The sequence below is a fragment of the Camelimonas sp. ID_303_24 genome (assembly GCF_053543495.1).
In genome coordinates, this window is sequence record NZ_JBLLJM010000003.1 from 407,897 (window position 1) to 425,794 (window position 17,898).

The 17,898-nt window shown below is 65.0% G+C and carries 14 protein-coding genes; all 14 read left to right on the top strand.

The window, feature by feature from the left end; translation table 11 throughout:
• Positions 1 to 104: 104 nt before the first annotated feature.
• The 14 genes from metK to ACERNI_RS04740 all read left to right on the top strand — a co-directional run bounded on the left by metK (position 105) and on the right by ACERNI_RS04740 (position 17,898).
• Positions 105 to 1,280, top strand: a complete 1,176-nt coding sequence (metK, locus tag ACERNI_RS04675) for a methionine adenosyltransferase (protein ID WP_448832089.1) — start codon at positions 105 to 107, stop codon at positions 1,278 to 1,280.
• 70 nt (positions 1,281 to 1,350) lie between these two features.
• Positions 1,351 to 2,049, top strand: coding sequence for a tRNA (guanine(46)-N(7))-methyltransferase TrmB (trmB, locus tag ACERNI_RS04680; protein ID WP_448832090.1), 699 nt, complete (start codon positions 1,351 to 1,353; stop codon positions 2,047 to 2,049).
• 308 nt (positions 2,050 to 2,357) lie between these two features.
• Positions 2,358 to 3,008: a ribosome maturation factor RimP gene (rimP, locus tag ACERNI_RS04685; protein WP_448832091.1), complete on the top strand. Its 651-nt coding sequence runs from the start codon at positions 2,358 to 2,360 to the stop codon at positions 3,006 to 3,008.
• Between the two features lie 189 nt (positions 3,009 to 3,197).
• The gene (nusA, locus tag ACERNI_RS04690; RefSeq protein ID WP_448832092.1) at positions 3,198 to 4,859 is read left to right on the top strand and encodes a transcription termination factor NusA; all 1,662 of its coding nucleotides are present in this window, start codon (positions 3,198 to 3,200) and stop codon (positions 4,857 to 4,859) included.
• A gap of 155 nt (positions 4,860 to 5,014) precedes the next feature.
• A complete protein-coding gene (locus ACERNI_RS04695) occupies positions 5,015 to 5,683 on the top strand; it encodes an RNA-binding protein (protein ID WP_448832093.1) in 669 nt (222 codons plus the stop codon).
• 230 nt (positions 5,684 to 5,913) lie between these two features.
• A complete protein-coding gene (infB, locus tag ACERNI_RS04700; RefSeq protein ID WP_448832094.1) occupies positions 5,914 to 8,685 on the top strand; it encodes a translation initiation factor IF-2 in 2,772 nt (923 codons plus the stop codon).
• A 304-nt stretch (positions 8,686 to 8,989) separates the two neighbouring features.
• Positions 8,990 to 9,412, top strand: coding sequence for a 30S ribosome-binding factor RbfA (gene rbfA / locus ACERNI_RS04705; protein ID WP_448832171.1), 423 nt, complete (start codon positions 8,990 to 8,992; stop codon positions 9,410 to 9,412).
• A gap of 245 nt (positions 9,413 to 9,657) precedes the next feature.
• Positions 9,658 to 10,620, top strand: a complete 963-nt coding sequence (truB, locus tag ACERNI_RS04710) for a tRNA pseudouridine(55) synthase TruB (protein WP_448832095.1) — start codon at positions 9,658 to 9,660, stop codon at positions 10,618 to 10,620.
• A 259-nt stretch (positions 10,621 to 10,879) separates the two neighbouring features.
• Positions 10,880 to 11,149 carry a 30S ribosomal protein S15 gene (gene rpsO, locus ACERNI_RS04715; RefSeq protein WP_191318450.1) on the top strand — a complete coding sequence of 90 codons (270 nt, stop codon included), beginning with the start codon at positions 10,880 to 10,882 and terminating at the stop codon, positions 11,147 to 11,149.
• A 445-nt stretch (positions 11,150 to 11,594) separates the two neighbouring features.
• Positions 11,595 to 13,739: a polyribonucleotide nucleotidyltransferase gene (gene pnp, locus ACERNI_RS04720; RefSeq protein WP_448832096.1), complete on the top strand. Its 2,145-nt coding sequence runs from the start codon at positions 11,595 to 11,597 to the stop codon at positions 13,737 to 13,739.
• A 525-nt stretch (positions 13,740 to 14,264) separates the two neighbouring features.
• Positions 14,265 to 14,963 carry a response regulator transcription factor gene (locus ACERNI_RS04725; RefSeq protein ID WP_191318452.1) on the top strand — a complete coding sequence of 233 codons (699 nt, stop codon included), beginning with the start codon at positions 14,265 to 14,267 and terminating at the stop codon, positions 14,961 to 14,963.
• A gap of 182 nt (positions 14,964 to 15,145) precedes the next feature.
• Positions 15,146 to 16,861 (top strand): stimulus-sensing domain-containing protein, encoded by a 1,716-nt coding sequence (locus ACERNI_RS04730; RefSeq protein ID WP_448832172.1) that lies wholly within the window; start codon positions 15,146 to 15,148, stop codon positions 16,859 to 16,861.
• Between the two features lie 44 nt (positions 16,862 to 16,905).
• Entirely contained in the window at positions 16,906 to 17,379 is a 474-nt protein-coding gene (locus ACERNI_RS04735) for an HPr kinase/phosphorylase (RefSeq protein ID WP_448832097.1), read from the top strand.
• A gap of 117 nt (positions 17,380 to 17,496) precedes the next feature.
• A complete protein-coding gene (locus ACERNI_RS04740) occupies positions 17,497 to 17,898 on the top strand; it encodes a PTS sugar transporter subunit IIA (protein ID WP_132004340.1) in 402 nt (133 codons plus the stop codon).

Consider the following 17,898-nt stretch of genomic DNA (forward strand, 5'->3'; position numbering starts at 1 on the left):
TGAATGATCCTGAATCCGCCAGCCCCGTTCCGGCGCTTGACGCCGGCAGGCCGGTAACCTACGCAAGCGCAAGCTGTTATTCATCTATTCGTCCGGAGGCTCGGGTGTCGCGTCAGAATTACCTGTTCACCAGTGAATCTGTGTCAGAAGGTCATCCGGACAAGGTATGTGACCGCATCTCCGACACCATTGTCGACGCTTTCCTCGCCGCTGACCCCGAAGCGCGCGTCGCTTGCGAGACGCTCGCCACGACGAACCAGGTGGTGATTGCGGGCGAGACCCGTGGTCCTGCGACGCTGACGCCTGAGTATCTGGCTCATCTCGCCCGTCTCGCCATCCGCGATATCGGCTACGAGCAGGACGGCTTCCACTGGGAAAAAAGCCAGATCGACGTACTGTTGCACGCCCAGTCCGCCGACATCGCCGTTGGCGTTGACGCTGCGGGCAACAAGGATGAAGGCGCTGGCGACCAGGGCATCATGTTCGGTTACGCCTGCCGGGAAACGCCTGAGCTGATGCCGGCGCCGATCTATTACGCGCACAAAATCCTCAAGCGTCTGACCGAAGCGCGCAAATCAGGCGAATCAGGCGTTCTGGGACCAGACGCCAAAAGCCAGGTCACAGTCCGTTATGAGAACGGCAAGCCGGTCGCCGCAACGCAGATCGTCGTGTCGACCCAGCATCTGGACGACACGCTGACCTCGCATGACGTGCAGGCCATCGTTGAACCATATGTGCGCGAAACCCTGCCGGAAGGCTGGATCTCTGATTCGACTATCTGGCACGTCAATCCGACCGGAAAGTTCGTCATCGGCGGTCCGGACGGCGACTGCGGCCTGACCGGCCGCAAGATCATCGTTGACACCTATGGCGGCGCGGCGCCGCACGGCGGCGGCGCGTTCTCGGGCAAGGACCCGACCAAGGTTGACCGCTCGGCTGCCTATGCCGCGCGCTATCTGGCCAAGAACGTAGTGGCCGCCGGGCTCTCAGACCGTTGCACCATTCAGCTTTCCTACGCCATTGGCGTGTCGCGTCCGCTGTCGCTCTATGTCGATCTGCACGGCGCGGGACAGGCGGATGAAGCGAAGCTGGAAAGCGTGCTGATGGACGTGATGGACCTGTCGCCGCGCGGCATCCGTCAGCACCTTGGCCTGAACCGCCCAATTTATGCGCGCACAGCGGCTTATGGTCACTTCGGCCGCGCTCCGGAAGACGATGGCGGCTTCTCCTGGGAGCGGACCGATCTGGCCGACGCCATCCGCAAGGCTGTCGCTGGCTGAACCGGACCAACAGGCTATTTTACGCCGCCCTGGACAGGGCGGCGTTTGTTTTTGAAAGACCAGACAGGCGATGACGACCGAACAGCCCCGCGCCGGCTCCTTCTATGGCCGCAGGAAAGGACACCGCCTGCGCGAACAGCAGTCCCGCCTGATGGAGGAGACGCTGCCGCGCCTGCGCATCGGTCCTGACAGCGTGAGCGACGTCAACGCCCTGTTCGCCCGGTCCGTTTCACAGGTCTGGCTCGAGATCGGCTTTGGCGGCGGCGAGCACCTCCTGCACCAGATGCAGCTCAATCCGGACGTCGGCTTCATCGGCTGCGAGCCATTCATCAACGGCATGGCCAAGCTGCTGGCCGGTGAACCGGATGCACGGTGCCTTGCCCTGCACGACGCAGACGCTACTGAATTGCTGCCCCGGCTTCCCGCAGCCTCCATCGACCGCGCTTTCGTCCTCTATCCCGATCCATGGCCGAAGCGCCGCCAGCGCAAACGCCGCATTATCTCCCCCGAAACCGTCAGCAATCTGGCGCGCGTGCTGAAGCCTGGCGCGATTTTCCGGTTCGCCACCGACATCGACGATTACGCGGCGTGGACACTGGCGCGGGTGATGGCCTCGGGTCAGTTCGACTGGACGGCTGAACGGGCTGACGACTGGCGGCTGCCGTGGACTGACTGGCCGGGCACCCGCTACGAACAGAAAGCGTTTCGCGAAGGGCGAACGCCGGCCTATCTGACCTTCGTCCGGCGCGACGCCAGCAGCCAGACCTGAAGAAAATCCGCCGGCGCCTTGTCAATGACGCCGGCGAAGGCTATCTTCCGGTTATTCCGACATTCCAGAACGGTTTGTTACAAACCGGACCGGAGAGTGGGCTCCAGCCGGGGTCCGCTCTTTTTTGTCTTATCAGTGCGGCATGGTCCGCACATGATCACAGAGCGAAGTCCGCAATGGCGGATTCCGCCCTATCGTTTGCAATGAGGCGCTTTCCTGATGCGATGCAGCTTTTGCCTCGCGGGAAGGCGCGCCAGCCCGGCCGGCAGGCTTTGCCTGACAGGGGGCTTCATGGGGTCGCAGTTTCCATGGCGGATACAGCCGACAGGCGGGTTGTCACCGAATCTGGCGTCGCGGCGCGGGTCGCAGCGATCGTCGAGCCGGTTATTGAGGACCTGGGATACGTGCTGGTGCGCGTGAAGGTCACGGGTCTGAATGGCTGCACGGTGCAGATCATGGCGGAGCGGCCGGACGGCACAATGACCGTCGACGATTGCGAAACGATCAGCCGGGCAGTGTCGCTGGCGCTGGACGTGGATGATCCTGTCGACCGGGCCTATCACCTGGAAATTTCCTCACCGGGCATCGACCGTCCGCTGGTGCGCGCCTCCGATTTCACGCGCTGGGCCGACTATGAAGCCAAGGTGGAGCTCAATGCCCTTGTCTCGGGCCGGCGCAAATATCGCGGCGTGCTGCGCGGCGTGGACGACGGCCATGTGCTGATCGAACGGCTGGATGCTGCGGCCGACGAGGACCGGATGGCGCGCCTGCCCCTGTCCGATATCCTGGAAGCGCGCCTCCTGCTGACCGACGCGGTCATTGCCGAGGCGTTGCGGCGCGACAAGGCCGCCCGCCATGCGCGCGGGGAACCTGCCGATGAAGAAGAAGACGCGGATGTTGATGCGGGGTTTGATGGCGACGACCTGACGGACACGTCCGGTCAGGGCCGTCCGCACTGATTTTTGCGGCGGGAAGCCGGCCATCATGGCCTTGATTCTTTCCCGCCAGATTTGGGCGATGCATTTTCCTGACGCGAAGCAGCGGCTTCCCATGAAGGTGTTTCGTTTTTTGGGATGACGCATTTCTGCAAGCCAGGCGGATCGCGCCTCGCCAGAAATGCTCCAGGTGGTTGAAAGAGGGAGAGACCCATGGCCATCAGCGCCAACAGGCTCGAATTGCTGCAGATCGCCGATGCTGTGGCCCGCGAGAAGGTTATTGATCGTCAGATCGTGCTCGCCGCCATGGAGGACGCGATCCAGAAAGCCGCCCGCTCGCGCTATGGCAGCGAGACCGAGGTGCGGGCCGAGATCAACCCCAAGAGCGGCGAAATCCGCCTGTCGCGCCTGTTGCTGGTGACCGACGAGGTCGAGAACGACGCCATCCACATTTCGGTCGCCGACGCCCGCAAGCGCAATCCCGCCGCGCAGCCCGGCGACTATATCGCCGAGACGCTGCCGCCCTTCGATTTTGGCCGCATCGCCGCCCAGTCGGCCAAGCAGGTGATCGTGCAGAAGGTGCGCGAGGCCGAGCGTGACCGGCAATACGAGGAATTCAAGGACCGCATTGGCGAGATCATCAATGGCCTCGTCAAGCGCGCCGAATATGGCAACGTCGTTGTCGACCTGGGTCGCACCGAAGGCATCATCCGCCGCGACGAACTGATCCCGCGCGAGGCGTTCCGTCCCGGCGATCGCGTGCGGGCCTACGTTTATGACGTGCGCCGCGAAACCCGCGGCCCGCAGATTTTCCTGTCGCGCACCCATCCGCAGTTCATGGCGAAACTGTTCGCCCAGGAAGTTCCCGAGATCTATGACGGCGTCGTCGAGATCAAGGCGGTGGCGCGCGACCCCGGCTCTCGCGCCAAGATCGCCGTCGTCTCGCGCGACAGCTCGATCGATCCGGTCGGCGCCTGCGTCGGCATGCGCGGCTCGCGCGTTCAGGCTGTGGTCGGCGAGTTGCAGGGCGAGAAGATCGACATCATCCCGTGGTCGCCCGACAACGCCACGTTCATCGTCAACGCCCTGCAGCCGGCCGAGGTGGTGAAGGTCGTTCTGGACGAAGAGAGCGAGCGCATCGAGGTTGTGGTCCCCGATGACCAGCTGTCGCTGGCGATCGGCCGGCGCGGCCAGAACGTGCGCCTCGCCTCCCAGCTGACCGGCTGGGACATCGACATCATGACCGAGGCCGAGGAATCCGAGCGCCGGCAGAAGGAGTTCGCCGAGCGCACGACCCTGTTCATGGAAGCCCTGGATGTCGATGAGGTCGTCGGCCAGCTGCTGGCGTCGGAAGGCTTCAGCTCGGTGGAGGAACTCGCCGTCGTCGACCTGCCGGAACTGGCGTCGATCGAAGGCTTTGACGAAGGCACCGCCCAGGAAATCCAGACTCGCGCCCAGGAATACCTGGACCAGCTGGAAGCCGAACAGGACGCCAGGCGCGCCGAGCTGGGCGTTTCCGAAGACCTGCGCCAGATCGACGGCGTGACCACCGCCATGCTGGTCGCGTTCGGTGAGAACGACATCCGTTCGCTGGAGGACCTGGCCGGCGCCGTGCCGGACGATCTTTGCGGCTGGGCCGAGCGCAAGGACGGCGAAGTTGTCCGTCACAAGGGCGCGCTGGATGGCTTCGAGGTTTCGCGCGTTGAAGCGGAAGCCATGATCATGGATGCCCGCGTGCTCGCCGGCTGGATTGAGGCGCCTGAACCGGAGATTGAGGCTGAAGCCGCCGATGCTCTGGAAGAGGCGGACGATCAGACTGGTGATGACGCCGGGGCTTCAACCGAAGCAGGGCAGAGCAGAGACGCACGCGCCTGAACCGACGTCCGGGCGTCCGGCCCGGCGGGCAAGTCCCACAGTTGCTGCGCCGCTGACGGCGTGGCAAGCGGGCGACAGGCTGCCGGGCAGGCAGATCGACCGTGGCCCTGGCCGGTTCGCCGGGGATCCCGATTTTTTGACTGGATGAGGACACCGTGGCGCACCGGCGCGAAGAAGATGATCGGGGACCGGAGCGGCTCTGCATCGTGACGCGCTGCTCGCGGCCGCCTGAAGAGATGCTGCGCTTTGTCGCTGCTCCCGACGGGCGTCTGACGCCTGATCTGAAGCGCAAGCTGCCGGGGCGCGGCGTCTGGGTTTCGCTGTCCGGCGACCTGGTGGCGCAGGCGGTGAAGCGGAAGGCCTTCGCCAGAAGCCTGAAGCAGACCGTTGAGGTTTCGCCGGACCTCGTTCAGGAAATCGACGCGTTGCTCGTGAAGGACGCCATTCAGGCGTTGTCGTTCACGAGCAAGGCTGGCGAAGCTGTCACCGGCTTCACAAAGGTTGAAAGCGCAATAAACAAGGCCAATATTGTGGCTTTGTTGCATGCGAGCGACGCCGCGCCAGACGGCGTGCGCAAGGTTGGACAGGTATTGCGCCGGCGCCAGCTGACGGACCAGCGGCCAGTCCATGTGATCGATGCATTTGACTCAAACGATTTGAGTTTGGCATTAGGTGGGGTACATGTGATACATGCTGCCCTGGAGGCCGGTCCCGCCAGCACAGGATTCCTGGCGTGCTGGGGCAGGTTGAACGCGTATCGGGGAGCAACAGCCAGCGCGGCGACGCTTCCGACAGACCAGCCGGGCGACAGCGCGCCCGATTGATTGCAGCGTTTTCCCCCTGATGCGCCCCTGGGCCCAATGCCCTGGAGCAACCGTGCAGGCCCGAACGGCGCGCAGCATGAGCGCCGTCAGCCGCCGGATTTGAGAAGCCTGCCGGCGGTCCCCACGCGGACCACGCGTCCGGCAGATTGACAGGCCCATGGTTCAACGCCATGGACCTGCACGAGGTATATGCGGATCAGCTGATCCGGCATGCGAGCGGCAGGAACGGAATGAGCGATAGCAAGAACCCGGGCGACAAGACGATCAGCGGAGGACAGAACAAGACGCTGACGCTCAAGCGCCCGGTCGAGCATGGGACGGTGAGGCAGAGTTTCTCCCACGGCCGCAGCAAGGCGGTTGTGGTTGAGAAAGTGAAGCGTCGCGCCGTCGGGCCGGGCGAGGCGAAAGAGGCCGCGCCTGCAGCCCCCGCCGCGCCGCGCCCCGCCGCGTCTGCGACCTCCGCCCCCAAGCGCCCGGCCGCGGGCCAGCGCCCCACCACTGGCGTCGTCTTGCGCACGCTGACCGACGATGAGCGGGAGGCGCGCATCCGCGCCCTGGCTCTGGCCAAGGGCCGCGAAGTCGAGGAACGCAAGCAGGCCGAGCAGGAAGAGCTTCGTCGCGCCGAGCGCGAAGCCGCCGAGAAGGCCGAGCGTGAAGCCGCTGAAGCGCGTCAGCGCGAGGAAGCCGCCCGTCAGCGCGCCGAGGAAGAGGCGGCCAGCAAGGCCGCAGCGGCCGTCTCAAAGGTAGCGCCGGCGCCCCAGAAGGCGGAACCGGCTGCGAAAGCGCCGCCGGCTCCAGAGCCTACCCCCCGTTATGAAACCGGCCCGGCGACGCCGACCGCCCTCGTGGCGCGTCCCCGCCCCGCCGGCTCCCGGCCGCCTGTCCTGTTGTCGCCGCGGCCGCCGGCGCCTCCCAAGCCGGCTGAGCCAGCCAAGCCCGCAGCAACGACGGCGACCGCACAGCCCGCCAGTCCGCGTCCCGCGTCCGCTGCTCCGGCCGGACGGCCCGCCGCTGCGACCGAGGACGATGCGCCCCGCGCCCGTCGTCCTGGCGCGCTGCGCCCGGCCGCTGCGCCAAAGCCCGGCAAGTCCGGCGCTGGCGACGAGCGTCGTCGTGGCCGCCTGACCATCAGCACCGCGCACAACGCCGGTGAGGAGCGGACCCACTCGGTGGCCGCCTTCCGCCGCCGCATGCAGCGTATGAACCGCGGCGCGGCGAACGAGCAGAAGGAGCGCCTGGCGCGCGAAGTGACCATTCCTGAGACGATCACGATTCAGGAACTGGCCAACCGCATGTCCGAGCGCGGCGTGGACGTCATCCGTCTGCTCATGCGCCAGGGCCAGATGCACAAGATCACCGACGTGATCGACGCTGACACCGCGCAGCTGATCGCTGAGGAACTTGGTCATACGGTTCGCCGCGTTGCCGAATCCGACGTTGAGGAAGGCCTGTTCAGCGCCGACGACGCGGATGAAGTGAAGCTGCCCCGTCCGCCGGTTGTGACCATCATGGGTCACGTCGACCACGGCAAGACCTCGCTGCTCGACGCCCTGCGCAAGACCACCGTTGTGTCTGGCGAAGCCGGCGGCATCACCCAGCACATCGGCGCCTATCAGGTGACCTCGCCGCTCGGCGGCAAGATCACCTTCATCGACACGCCCGGCCACGCCGCCTTCACCTCCATGCGCGCCCGCGGCGCCAAGGTGACGGACATTGTCGTGCTGGTTGTCGCCGCCGATGACGGCGTCATGCCGCAGACCATTGAGGCTATCGACCATGCCCGCGCCGCTGGCGTGCCGCTGATCGTCGCCATCAACAAGATCGACAAGCCGTCGGCAGATCCGCAGCGCGTGCGCACCGAACTGCTGCGCCACGAGGTTGTGGTCGAGTCCATGGGCGGCGAGACGCTGGAGTTTGAGGTTTCCGCAAAGGCCGGAACCAATCTCGACAAGCTGCTCGAAGGTCTGCAGCTGCAGTCGGAAATCCTCGACCTGCGCGCCAACCCGGAGCGCTCGGCCGAAGGCAACGTGATCGAGGCCAAGCTTGATCGTGGTCGTGGCCCGGTGGCAACCGTGCTGGTCGACCGCGGCACCCTGCGGGTTGGCGACATTGTCGTCGCCGGTTGCGAATGGGGCCGCGTGCGCGCGCTGGTGGCCGACAACGGTTCGCAGATCAAGGAGGCGGGCCCGTCAGTGCCGGCCGAGGTGCTTGGCTTCAACGGCACGCCGGAAGCTGGCGATCGCGTCGCCGTGGTCGAGAACGAAGCCCGCGCCCGTGAAATCACCGACTTCCGGACGCGTCAGCGTCGCGAGAAGCTGGCGGCGCGCGGCGCCGGCGCTGGACGCTCGCTGGCCGACATGATGCGCGATCTGCGCGAAGGCGGCGGCAAGAAGGAACTGGCGCTCGTCGTCAAGGGCGACGTGCACGGTTCGGTCGAAGCCATTCGCGGCGCGGTCGAAAAGCTTGGCAATGACGAAGTCACCGCGCGCATCCTGCACGCTGGCGTCGGCGGCATCACCGAGTCCGACGTGACCCTTGCCGGCGCCTCGAAGGCGACCGTCATGGGCTTCAACGTCCGCGCCAACAAGGAAGCACGGGAAGCGGCCGATCGGGCCGGCATCGAGATCCGTTACTACAACATCATCTATGACCTCATTGATGATGTGCGTGACGCGATGTCGGGCCTGCTGGCGCCGACCCTGCGCGAGCACCGCCTTGGCGAAGCTGTGGTCCAGGAAGTCTTCGACGTGTCGAAGGTTGGCAAGGTCGCCGGTTGCCGCGTCACGGACGGCGTGGTCGAGCGCGGCGCCCATGTGCGCATCATCCGCGACAGCATCGTCATCCACGAAGGCAAGCTCAGCCAGCTCAAGCGCTTCAAGGACGACGCGAAGGAAGTCGGCTCCGGCCAGGAGTGCGGTATGTCCTTCGAGCGCTTCGAGGACATGCGCAAGGGCGACGTCATCGAATGCTACCGCGTCGAGGAAATCCGTCGCACGCTGTGATGGCCATGGCGCGCGTGAACCACATGCGCGCCAGCCTCTCCAGATCCGCCAGCGCGACCACGCCCGTTCGCGTGGTCTTCGCGCTTCTGGACAGCCGCCCGGATAGCCGGGCAAAGGCTGACCGGCGGCGCCGGCCCGGGCGTGTCGCCAGGAGGAGCTGACGTCTGCTTCGGCGGACATGTTGTGGAGCATTTTCCAGCCGGGCGGCCGCCGCTCTGAGTCAGGAAACTGCGTAAATTCAGAACGACAGGGTAAGATCCGGCCCAATCTGACCGGGCTCCGCCCTGCGAAGACAGTGACCCCAATGGCAAAACGCGCCGCCTCCCCCACTTCCGGTCCCTCGCAACGTCAGTTGCGCGTGGGTGAACTCGTCCGTCATGCCCTGGCGGAGATTCTTGCCCGCGGCGAGATCCAGGACGATGCCCTCAGCGGCAATGTCGTGACGGTTCCGGAAGTCCGCATGTCGCCCGATCTCAAGCTGGCCACCTGCTATGTCATGCCGCTCGGCGGCAAGGACGAGAAGCCAGTGATCGCCGCGCTGGACCGGCACAAGAAGCATATCCGCACGGAGCTGGCGCGGCGCATCAACCTGCGTTATGCGCCCGACCTGCGCTTTCGTCGCGACGAAACCTTTGATGAAGCTGGCCGCATTGAGCGGTTGCTACAGTCTGAAAAGGTTCAGGCCGATCTCGCCAGGCCGCAGGACTCTGACGACGACGAGACGTGACCAGCCGGGTGATGTTTCAGCGCGGCGACCTGCCCTTTCGCCCGCAATTGCCTCCGGACGGTTCCGCACCATTCCGGACGCGAAGCGCTCCATCGCCCTGATCTGATGCAATTCCCGCGCCGGGCCTCCATGCCCCCCGGGATTGCCATGACCGTTCCGGTCCAGGGCCCTGTCGCCCGGACGGGATAGCCGCCACCCCGACGCCGGACCGGCCGCACTGCCGGATGCTCCGGAATGGAAGACCAATGACAGAGGAAGCTGAAGCCCGGATCGTGGCCTCTGCCGCACCGCGCCCGAAGAAACGCGATGTGAACGGCTGGGTGGTGCTGGACAAGCCCGTCGGCATGACGTCGACCCATGCCGTCGCCGTCATCAAGCGGTTGTTCCGGGCGCGCAAGGCCGGCCATGCCGGCACGCTCGATCCGCTGGCCTCGGGCATCCTGCCCATCGCTCTTGGCGAAGCCACCAAGACGGTTCCCTACGTCATGGATGGCCGCAAGGCTTATGCGTTCACCGTCGCCTGGGGCGAGGAAACCAATACCGACGACGCCGAAGGCCATGTGGTCGCCAGCTCCGACGAACGGCCGGAACCGGACGCCATCGCTGAACTGCTGCCGCGCTTCACCGGCACCATCCTGCAGGTTCCCCCCAAGTTCTCGGCCATCAAGATCGATGGCGAACGCGCTTATGACCGGGCGCGCGAGGGCGAGGCTGTCGAACTGCAACCGCGCGCCGTGACCATTGAACAACTCCGGCTGGTCGGCCGCACCGACGAGCGGGCCCTGTTCGAGGCAGAATGCGGCAAGGGCACCTATGTGCGCGCCATTGCCCGCGATCTGGGACGCAATCTCGGCTGCTTCGGCCATGTGGCGGCGCTGCGGCGCACCCGGGTCGGACCATTCAATCTCGGCAATTCAGTAACCCTTGAGGCGATAGAAGCCCTCGCCTCCGAAGCGCCGGACGGACTGCCTGACGCAGCCTTGCTGCCGGTCGCTACCGCCCTGTGCGATTTGCCTGCGGTCGCCGTCGATCGCACCGGCGCCGGTCGTCTGACGCGCGGGCAGAGCGTGTTGCTGCGCGGTCGCGACGCGCCAGTGTTCGAAGGCACGGTCGCCGTGATGCTGGCTGGCCGGCTGGTGGCGCTGGCGGATTTCGACCGGGGCGAACTGCATCCGAAGCGGATTTTTAATCTGGGCGAGCGCGGCTAGGGCCGGCCGGCGCGGCCACGCCCCCTGCGCACCATCCGCGCGGGTGGGTGAACGCACAACGTAATAACGCCCTATCCGTTTGATTTGACGATATTTCTTCCCGGCAGGCGATCATTGCTGGCGTGAAAATGTTATGGCCAAATCAGCCCGATTGGTGCATAAGCGCGCCGTGCGCTCCTGTCCGTGGGCAGGCGCGCACCTCCCGACCCTGCTGGACGACATCCCGGCCGGGCCATATTCCAGCTGAAAGGAAATACCGATGTCGATTACGCCTGAGCGCAAGCAGGAACTGATCAAGGAATACGCGACGTCGAACGGCGACAGCGGTTCCCCGGAAGTCCAGGTGGCGATCCTCACCGAGCGCATCGTCAACCTCACCGAGCACTTCAAGGCCCACAACAAGGACAACCACTCCCGTCGTGGCCTGCTCAAGATGGTTTCCCAGCGTCGCAAGCTGCTTGACTACGTCAAGGGCAAGGACGAAGCCCGCTACCGTTCGCTGATCGAGCGTCTCGGCATTCGCCGCTGATTGCTTTGCAGGCATCGGGCGGCGATCCGGATGGGCGCCAGGAGCGCCATCCGCCAGCCAGCCCTTGCAAACAGGCGCGCGCCGGCTATCTGGCGCCGCCATTCTGACCGAAGGCGCATATCGCCGTCCGCGCGATCTGAGTGCGAGCGCCAGGTTGCGCGGCGACAACAGATTTACGCGCTGGCGCAGGGCGCCAGCGCCGGGCGGTTTCAGGAGTTGAAGCCACGCCCCCGCTGAACTGCCGCCGCCAGAGAGGCGGCCAGGCCCCTTCAGCAACGTCAGCCAGGGAATGGCTGGCGACGCCGGGACCCAGGTCCCACAGATGATGTTCCGGCCAGGCCGGAGCAGGATAGCCGGCGGCTCGCAGCCCTGAAGCGCGAGCCCCCCGCCATCTTGCTCATGGCGTACCCGGTGGCCGGACCGCATACCCATGGAAAGAGAATACATGTTCGATATTCAACGCGAAGAGTTGATCTGGGCAGGTTCGAAGCTGACGCTTGAAACCGGCCGCATCGCCCGCCAGGCCGACGGCGCAGTGCTCGCCACCTATGGCGAAACCACCGTGCTGGCCACGGTCGTCGCCGCGAAAGAGCCGAAGCCTGGCATCGACTTCATGCCGCTGACGGTCAACTACCAGGAAAAGACCTTCGCCGCCGGCCGCATCCCTGGCGGTTATTTCAAGCGCGAAGGCCGTCCGAGCGAGAAGGAAACCCTGGTTTCCCGTCTGATCGACCGTCCGATCCGTCCGCTGTTCGCTGACGGCTGGCGCTGCGACACCCAGGTTATCATCACCGTGCTGTCGCACGATCTGGAGAACGATCCGGATATCGTCTCCATGGTCGCGGCTTCCGCCGCGCTTACCCTGTCCGGCGCGCCCTTCATGGGCCCGATCGGCGCCGCGCGCGTCGGTTACGCCAACGGTCAGTACAAGCTGAACCCGACCTTCGCCGAGCGTGAAGGCTCCGAACTCGATCTCGTCGTCGCCGGCACCACCGACGCCGTGCTGATGGTGGAATCGGAAGCGAAGGAACTGTCCGAGGACGTCATGCTTGGCGCCGTGATGTTCGGCCACAAGCACTTCCAGCCGGTGATCGAGGCCATCATCCGTCTGGCTGAGCGCGCCGCCAAGGAGCCGCGCGACCTGGTCGTCGCTGACACGTCCGATATCGAAAAGGTTGTGCTTGGGATCGCCGAGGCTGATCTGCGCAAGGCCTACATGATCACCGACAAGCAGGCCCGCTACGCCGCTGTCGACGCCGTCAAGGGCCGCGTGTTCGCCGCCCTGTTCCCTGAAGGCGAGGAGCCGCGCTTCCCGGCAGAGACCGTGAAGGGCGTGTTCAAGGAGCTGCAGGCCAAGATCGTTCGCTGGAACATCCTGGACACCGGCGTCCGTATTGATGGTCGCGATGTGCGCACCGTCCGCCCGATCGTCTCGGAAGTCGGCTTCCTGCCGCGCACCCACGGTTCGGCGCTGTTCACCCGCGGCGAGACCCAGGCCATGGTCGTGGCCACGCTGGGCACCGCCGATGACGAGCAGTTCATCGACTCGCTGGAAGGCACCTACAAGGAGCACTTCCTGCTCCACTACAACTTCCCGCCCTACTCCGTCGGCGAGACCGGCCGCATGGGTTCGCCGGGCCGTCGCGAGATCGGTCACGGCAAGCTCGCCTGGCGCGCCGTGCGTCCGATGCTGCCGGCCAAGCACGAGTTCCCCTACACCATCCGTCTGGTGTCGGAGATCACCGAGTCCAATGGCTCGTCGTCGATGGCCACCGTGTGCGGTTCATCGCTGGCGCTGATGGACGCGGGCGTGCCGCTGCGCGCGCCGGTGGCCGGCATCGCCATGGGTCTGATCCTGGAAGGCGACCGTTTCGCCGTTCTCTCGGACATCCTGGGCGACGAGGACCACCTCGGCGACATGGACTTCAAGGTGGCCGGCTCGGCGTCGGGCATCACCTCGCTGCAGATGGACATCAAGATCGCCGGCATCACCGAAGAAATCATGCGCGTGGCGCTTGATCAGGCGAAGGGCGGCCGTGACCACATCCTCGGCGAAATGGCCAACGCCCTGACCTCGGCGCGCAGCGAGCTCGGCCAGTACGCGCCGCGCATCGAGACCATGAAGATTCCGCAGGACAAGATCCGCGAAGTCATCGGTTCGGGCGGCAAGGTCATCCGCGAGATCGTCGAAAAGACCGGCGCCAAGGTGGACATCAGCGACGATGGCACCATCAAGATCGCCTCGGCCGACCTGAAGTCGATCGAAGCGGCCATGAACTGGATCAAGTCGATCGCCTCCGAGCCGGAAGTCGGCGTGATCTATGACGGCACCGTCGTGAAGACCACCGACTTCGGCGCCTTCGTCAATTTCTTTGGCGCCAAGGACGGTCTGGTCCACATCTCGCAGCTGGCGCAGCAGCGCGTCGCCAAGGTGACGGACGTGGTCAAGGAAGGCCAGAAGGTCAAGGTGAAGCTGCTGGGCTTCGACGACCGCGGCAAGGTGCGCCTGTCGATGCGCGTGGTCGACCAGACCACCGGCGAAGACCTCGAGGCGAAGCAGAAGGCCGAGAAGGCTGAATCCAACGACTGATATTTCGGAGCGATGCGCACGCGTCGCTCCTTCATGTCGCCTGTCGAGAAAACGAGCCGCCCGGTGATCCCTGGGCGGCTTGCCTGTTTCCAGCGCCAGAATTTTCCGGCTCAGGCTCCATGTCGCGGCAAAGCGGCGTCCGCCGTTCTGGCGCCCACCCGGTGATGCTGGTGATGCGAAGAACCCGCCTGACGTGGTCCGCTGATACCGCGCAACCACCGGCAAAACTCTGGGGTTGCATTGCCGCTCCATGACGCTCCAGGTTCCGCAACGGGCGCGACGCTCAAGCTTTTCTGCCCTTCGTGACTGATCCCAAACCTGTGTTAACCGGACTTCGCCGCCGCGACGAACCAGCCTGGCAAAGCGAAGGCTGGCGCAATTCTCGGGAAAACATTATGCTATGAAAGCATTCGCTGCGGCCCGCCGCCATTATTCGGCCGTGTTGGGAAGCAGACTTCACCCGAGTTCAACCCGCATGCGGCCAGTGATGGTCGCCATCGCGCTATCCGGGAAAACCACGCCACAATGCCAACGATCGCTCTCGTTGATGACGACCGGAACATTTTGACTTCCGTTTCCATCGCCCTGGAATCGGAAGGCTATCGGATCCTCACCTATACGGACGGCGCCTCAGCGTTGGACGGATTCAAGACGAATCCGCCGGACCTGGCCATCCTCGACATCAAGATGCCCCGCATGGATGGCATGGAGCTGTTGCGGCGGCTGCGTCAGAAGAGCGATCTTCCGGTTATCTTCCTCACCTCGAAGGATGAGGAGATCGACGAGCTTTTCGGCCTGAAGATGGGCGCCGATGATTTCATCCGCAAACCGTTTTCCCAGCGACTGCTGGTGGAGCGCGTGAAGGCCGTGTTGCGGCGCGCCAGCCCTCGCGATCAGACGGCGGTGCGGGAGAGCGATGCGCGCGCCCTGGAGCGCGGCGCGCTCAAGATGGACCCGGAGCGCCATACCTGCACGTGGCGGAACGAACCCGTGACGCTGACCGTGACGGAGTTTCTCATCCTGCAGGCGCTGGCCCAGCGCCCGGGCGTCGTGAAGAGCCGCAACGCCCTGATGGACGCGGCCTATGACGATCAGGTCTATGTGGACGACCGCACCATCGACAGCCACATCAAGCGCCTGCGCAAGAAGTTCAAGGCTGTCGACGACAATTTCGACATGATCGAAACCCTGTATGGCGTTGGTTATCGCTTCAAGGAAGCCTGATCACACCCATGCCGGGTGGGAATGGAGCCTGACGCCGCGCCTGTGAAGGCGCGCCGTTTTTTCGATGCAGGCGGTAAAGCCGCCTCTCAAGACGCCCGGGCGGGCGATGCGCGCGAATGACTGACACTGTATCTGACGACCAGGCTGATCCGGCCGCCGAAGAGGCCACCCGGGGTCTGGGAATGCGCATCAGGCGATTCGCACGCGTCATGCTGACGCGCATGTCATCCAGCCTGACGCGCCGCATCGTCATGTTGAATCTCGCCGGTCTCGTCGTCCTGTTGATCGGCTTTCTGTACCTCAACCAGTTTCGCGAGGGGCTGATCGAGGCGCGGGTTCAGAGCCTGCTGACCCAGGGCGAGATTATCGCGGGCGCCATCGCCACTTCGGCGACGGTCGAAACCGACGCGATTCTCATCGACCCCGACAAGCTGCTGCAGCTTCAGGCCGGGGAAAGCTCCGGCTTCGGCGAGGAGGCCCTGTCGCCGCTTGAGTTTTCGATCAACCCGGAGCGCGTCGCCCCGTTGCTGCGCCACCTGGTGACGCCGACGGGCACCCGTGCGCGGGTGTTTGACCGGGAAGGCCAGCTGTTGCTGGACTCCCAGTCGCACCTTGCGCGTGGCGACGTGCTGCGGCTTGACCTGCCGCCAATTCCGCGCGAGCCGCCTGGCCTGCTGGAACGCCTGTGGGAAACCGTGCGCCGCTGGACGCAGTCCAAGGGGCTTCCAGCGGAGGTGCTCACCACAAGCAGCGGCCGCGCCTTGCCCGAGGTTTCCAGCGCCATTGCCGGCAAGCCTGCCTCTGTCGTTCGCGTCAACAGCAATGGCGAAACGATTGTCTCGGTGGCCGTGCCAATCCAGCGGCTCAAGTCCGTGCGCGGCGTTCTGCTGCTGTCGACCCAGGGCGGCGACATCGACCAGATCATCGCCAAGGAGCGCCTCGGGCTTTTGCAGGTGTTCCTGATCGCCGCCCTCGTCATGGTATTGCTGTCATTCCTGCTGGCCGGCGCCATCGCCGGCCCGATGCGACGTCTGGCCGAGGCGGCCGACCGGGTGCGCAAGGGGGCCAGGTCGCGCCACAGCATTCCTGATTTCACCAACAGGGCGGATGAAATTGGCCACCTGTCAGGCGCCCTGCGCGACATGACCACGGCCATGTACAACCGCATCGACGCGATCGAGAGCTTCGCCGCCGATGTCGCCCATGAGCTGAAGAACCCCCTGACGTCGTTGCGCAGCGCCGTGGAAACCCTGCCGCTGGCGAAGAATGACGAATCGCGCGGCCGGCTAATGGAAGTCATCCAGCATGACGTAAAGCGGCTCGACCGGCTTATCAGCGACATTTCCGACGCCTCGCGCCTTGATGCGGAGCTGTCGCGCGAAGACGCCGAGCCGGTCGACGTCGCCCGCCTGGTGCAGGGCGTTTCGTCCATCGCCAACGAAGTGCGCCGCGAGGGCCAGGCGCCGGTCGAGGTGACGGTTGATGCGCATCCCCTCGGCAAGGACGCCTTCGTTGTCATGGGACATGACGGACGCCTCAGCCAGGTGATCAACAATCTCGTGGACAATGCGCGTTCGTTCTCCCCAGACGGGGCGAGCGTGCGCATCCATTTGCGACGCCTCAGGCAGGATGTGGAAATTCGGGTCGAGGATGACGGCCCTGGCATTCCCGAACACGCGCTGGAGCGCATCTTCGAGCGCTTCTATACGGACCGTCCCGAGCAGGGGTTTGGGCAGAATTCCGGTCTTGGCCTGTCGATTTCCCGTCAGATCATTTCGGCGCACAAGGGCACGATCACCGCGCGCAACCGGCTTGATCCCACGGATGCGGACGACGACGATCCCATTTTCCTGGGGGCAACTTTCGTTGTCCGCCTGCCTGCGCTGGTCGCGGCCTGATGTCGCCCCTTCCCACGCCGGCGACGCGGGGCGCGGCTGATAAAATGGCGTCGGTTCACGCCTCTTGCGTGCTCCTGGACGACAGGGGCCTGCTTATCCTTGGCGACAGCGGCGCCGGCAAGACAACGCTGGCGCTCGGGCTGGTCGACCGGTGGCGGCGCGCTGGCCGCTTCGCCCGTTTGGTCGCCGATGATCGCACCATGGTGTGGACATCCGGGCGCCGGGTGCTCGGACGTTCGCACCCGCGCATCGCCGGCGACTACGAGCTGTATGGCTACGGGATCCGGAAAACCGTCTGTGAACGCGCCGCCGTCATCCGCGCCGCCGTGTGGTGCCAGAGGGATGATGGGCCCCGCCACCCCGAAAATCCGCTCCTGCAATGGCGTCACGGCGCCATGTCGTTGCCAATGATCCGTCTTGGTCAAAACCATCAGCGCGAATTGCTGGTCATGGCTTTTCTGGACCATTCCGGCGCGGACGACGCCGGTGGGCAAGACCGGGGAACATCGGTATTTTGAGCGAAAAGGTCGCACCCATCTTGCGCTTGTGCGCATGATGCTCAAAATGACTGCTCTTGTGGACGCTCCGGAGGCTGCAGAGACCTCCAGGGACCGGCGTCGTCAATGGGAAGCTAAATGATCGGTCTTGTGCTTGTGACGCACGGGTGTCTGGCCACGGAATTTCGCTCCGCACTGGAGCATGTCGTCGGCCCACAGCAACAGGTAGAAACAATCACCATCGGACCGGAAGACGACATGGACAGTCGCCGCCAGGATATCCTGACGGCGGTGCGCCATGTGGACAGCGGCTCGGGCGTGGTTGTCCTCACGGACATGTTCGGCGGCACGCCCTCCAATCTCGCCATCTCATGCATGGCGGGTTTGCAGGTCGAGGTGATCGCCGGCATCAATCTGCCCATGCTGATCAAGCTCGCGAGCGTTCGTGAAGATCTGCCGCTGGCCGACGCCGTGCTTCAGGCGCAGGAGGCCGGACGCAAATATATCAATGTCGCCAGCCGCGTTCTGGCTGGAAAGTAG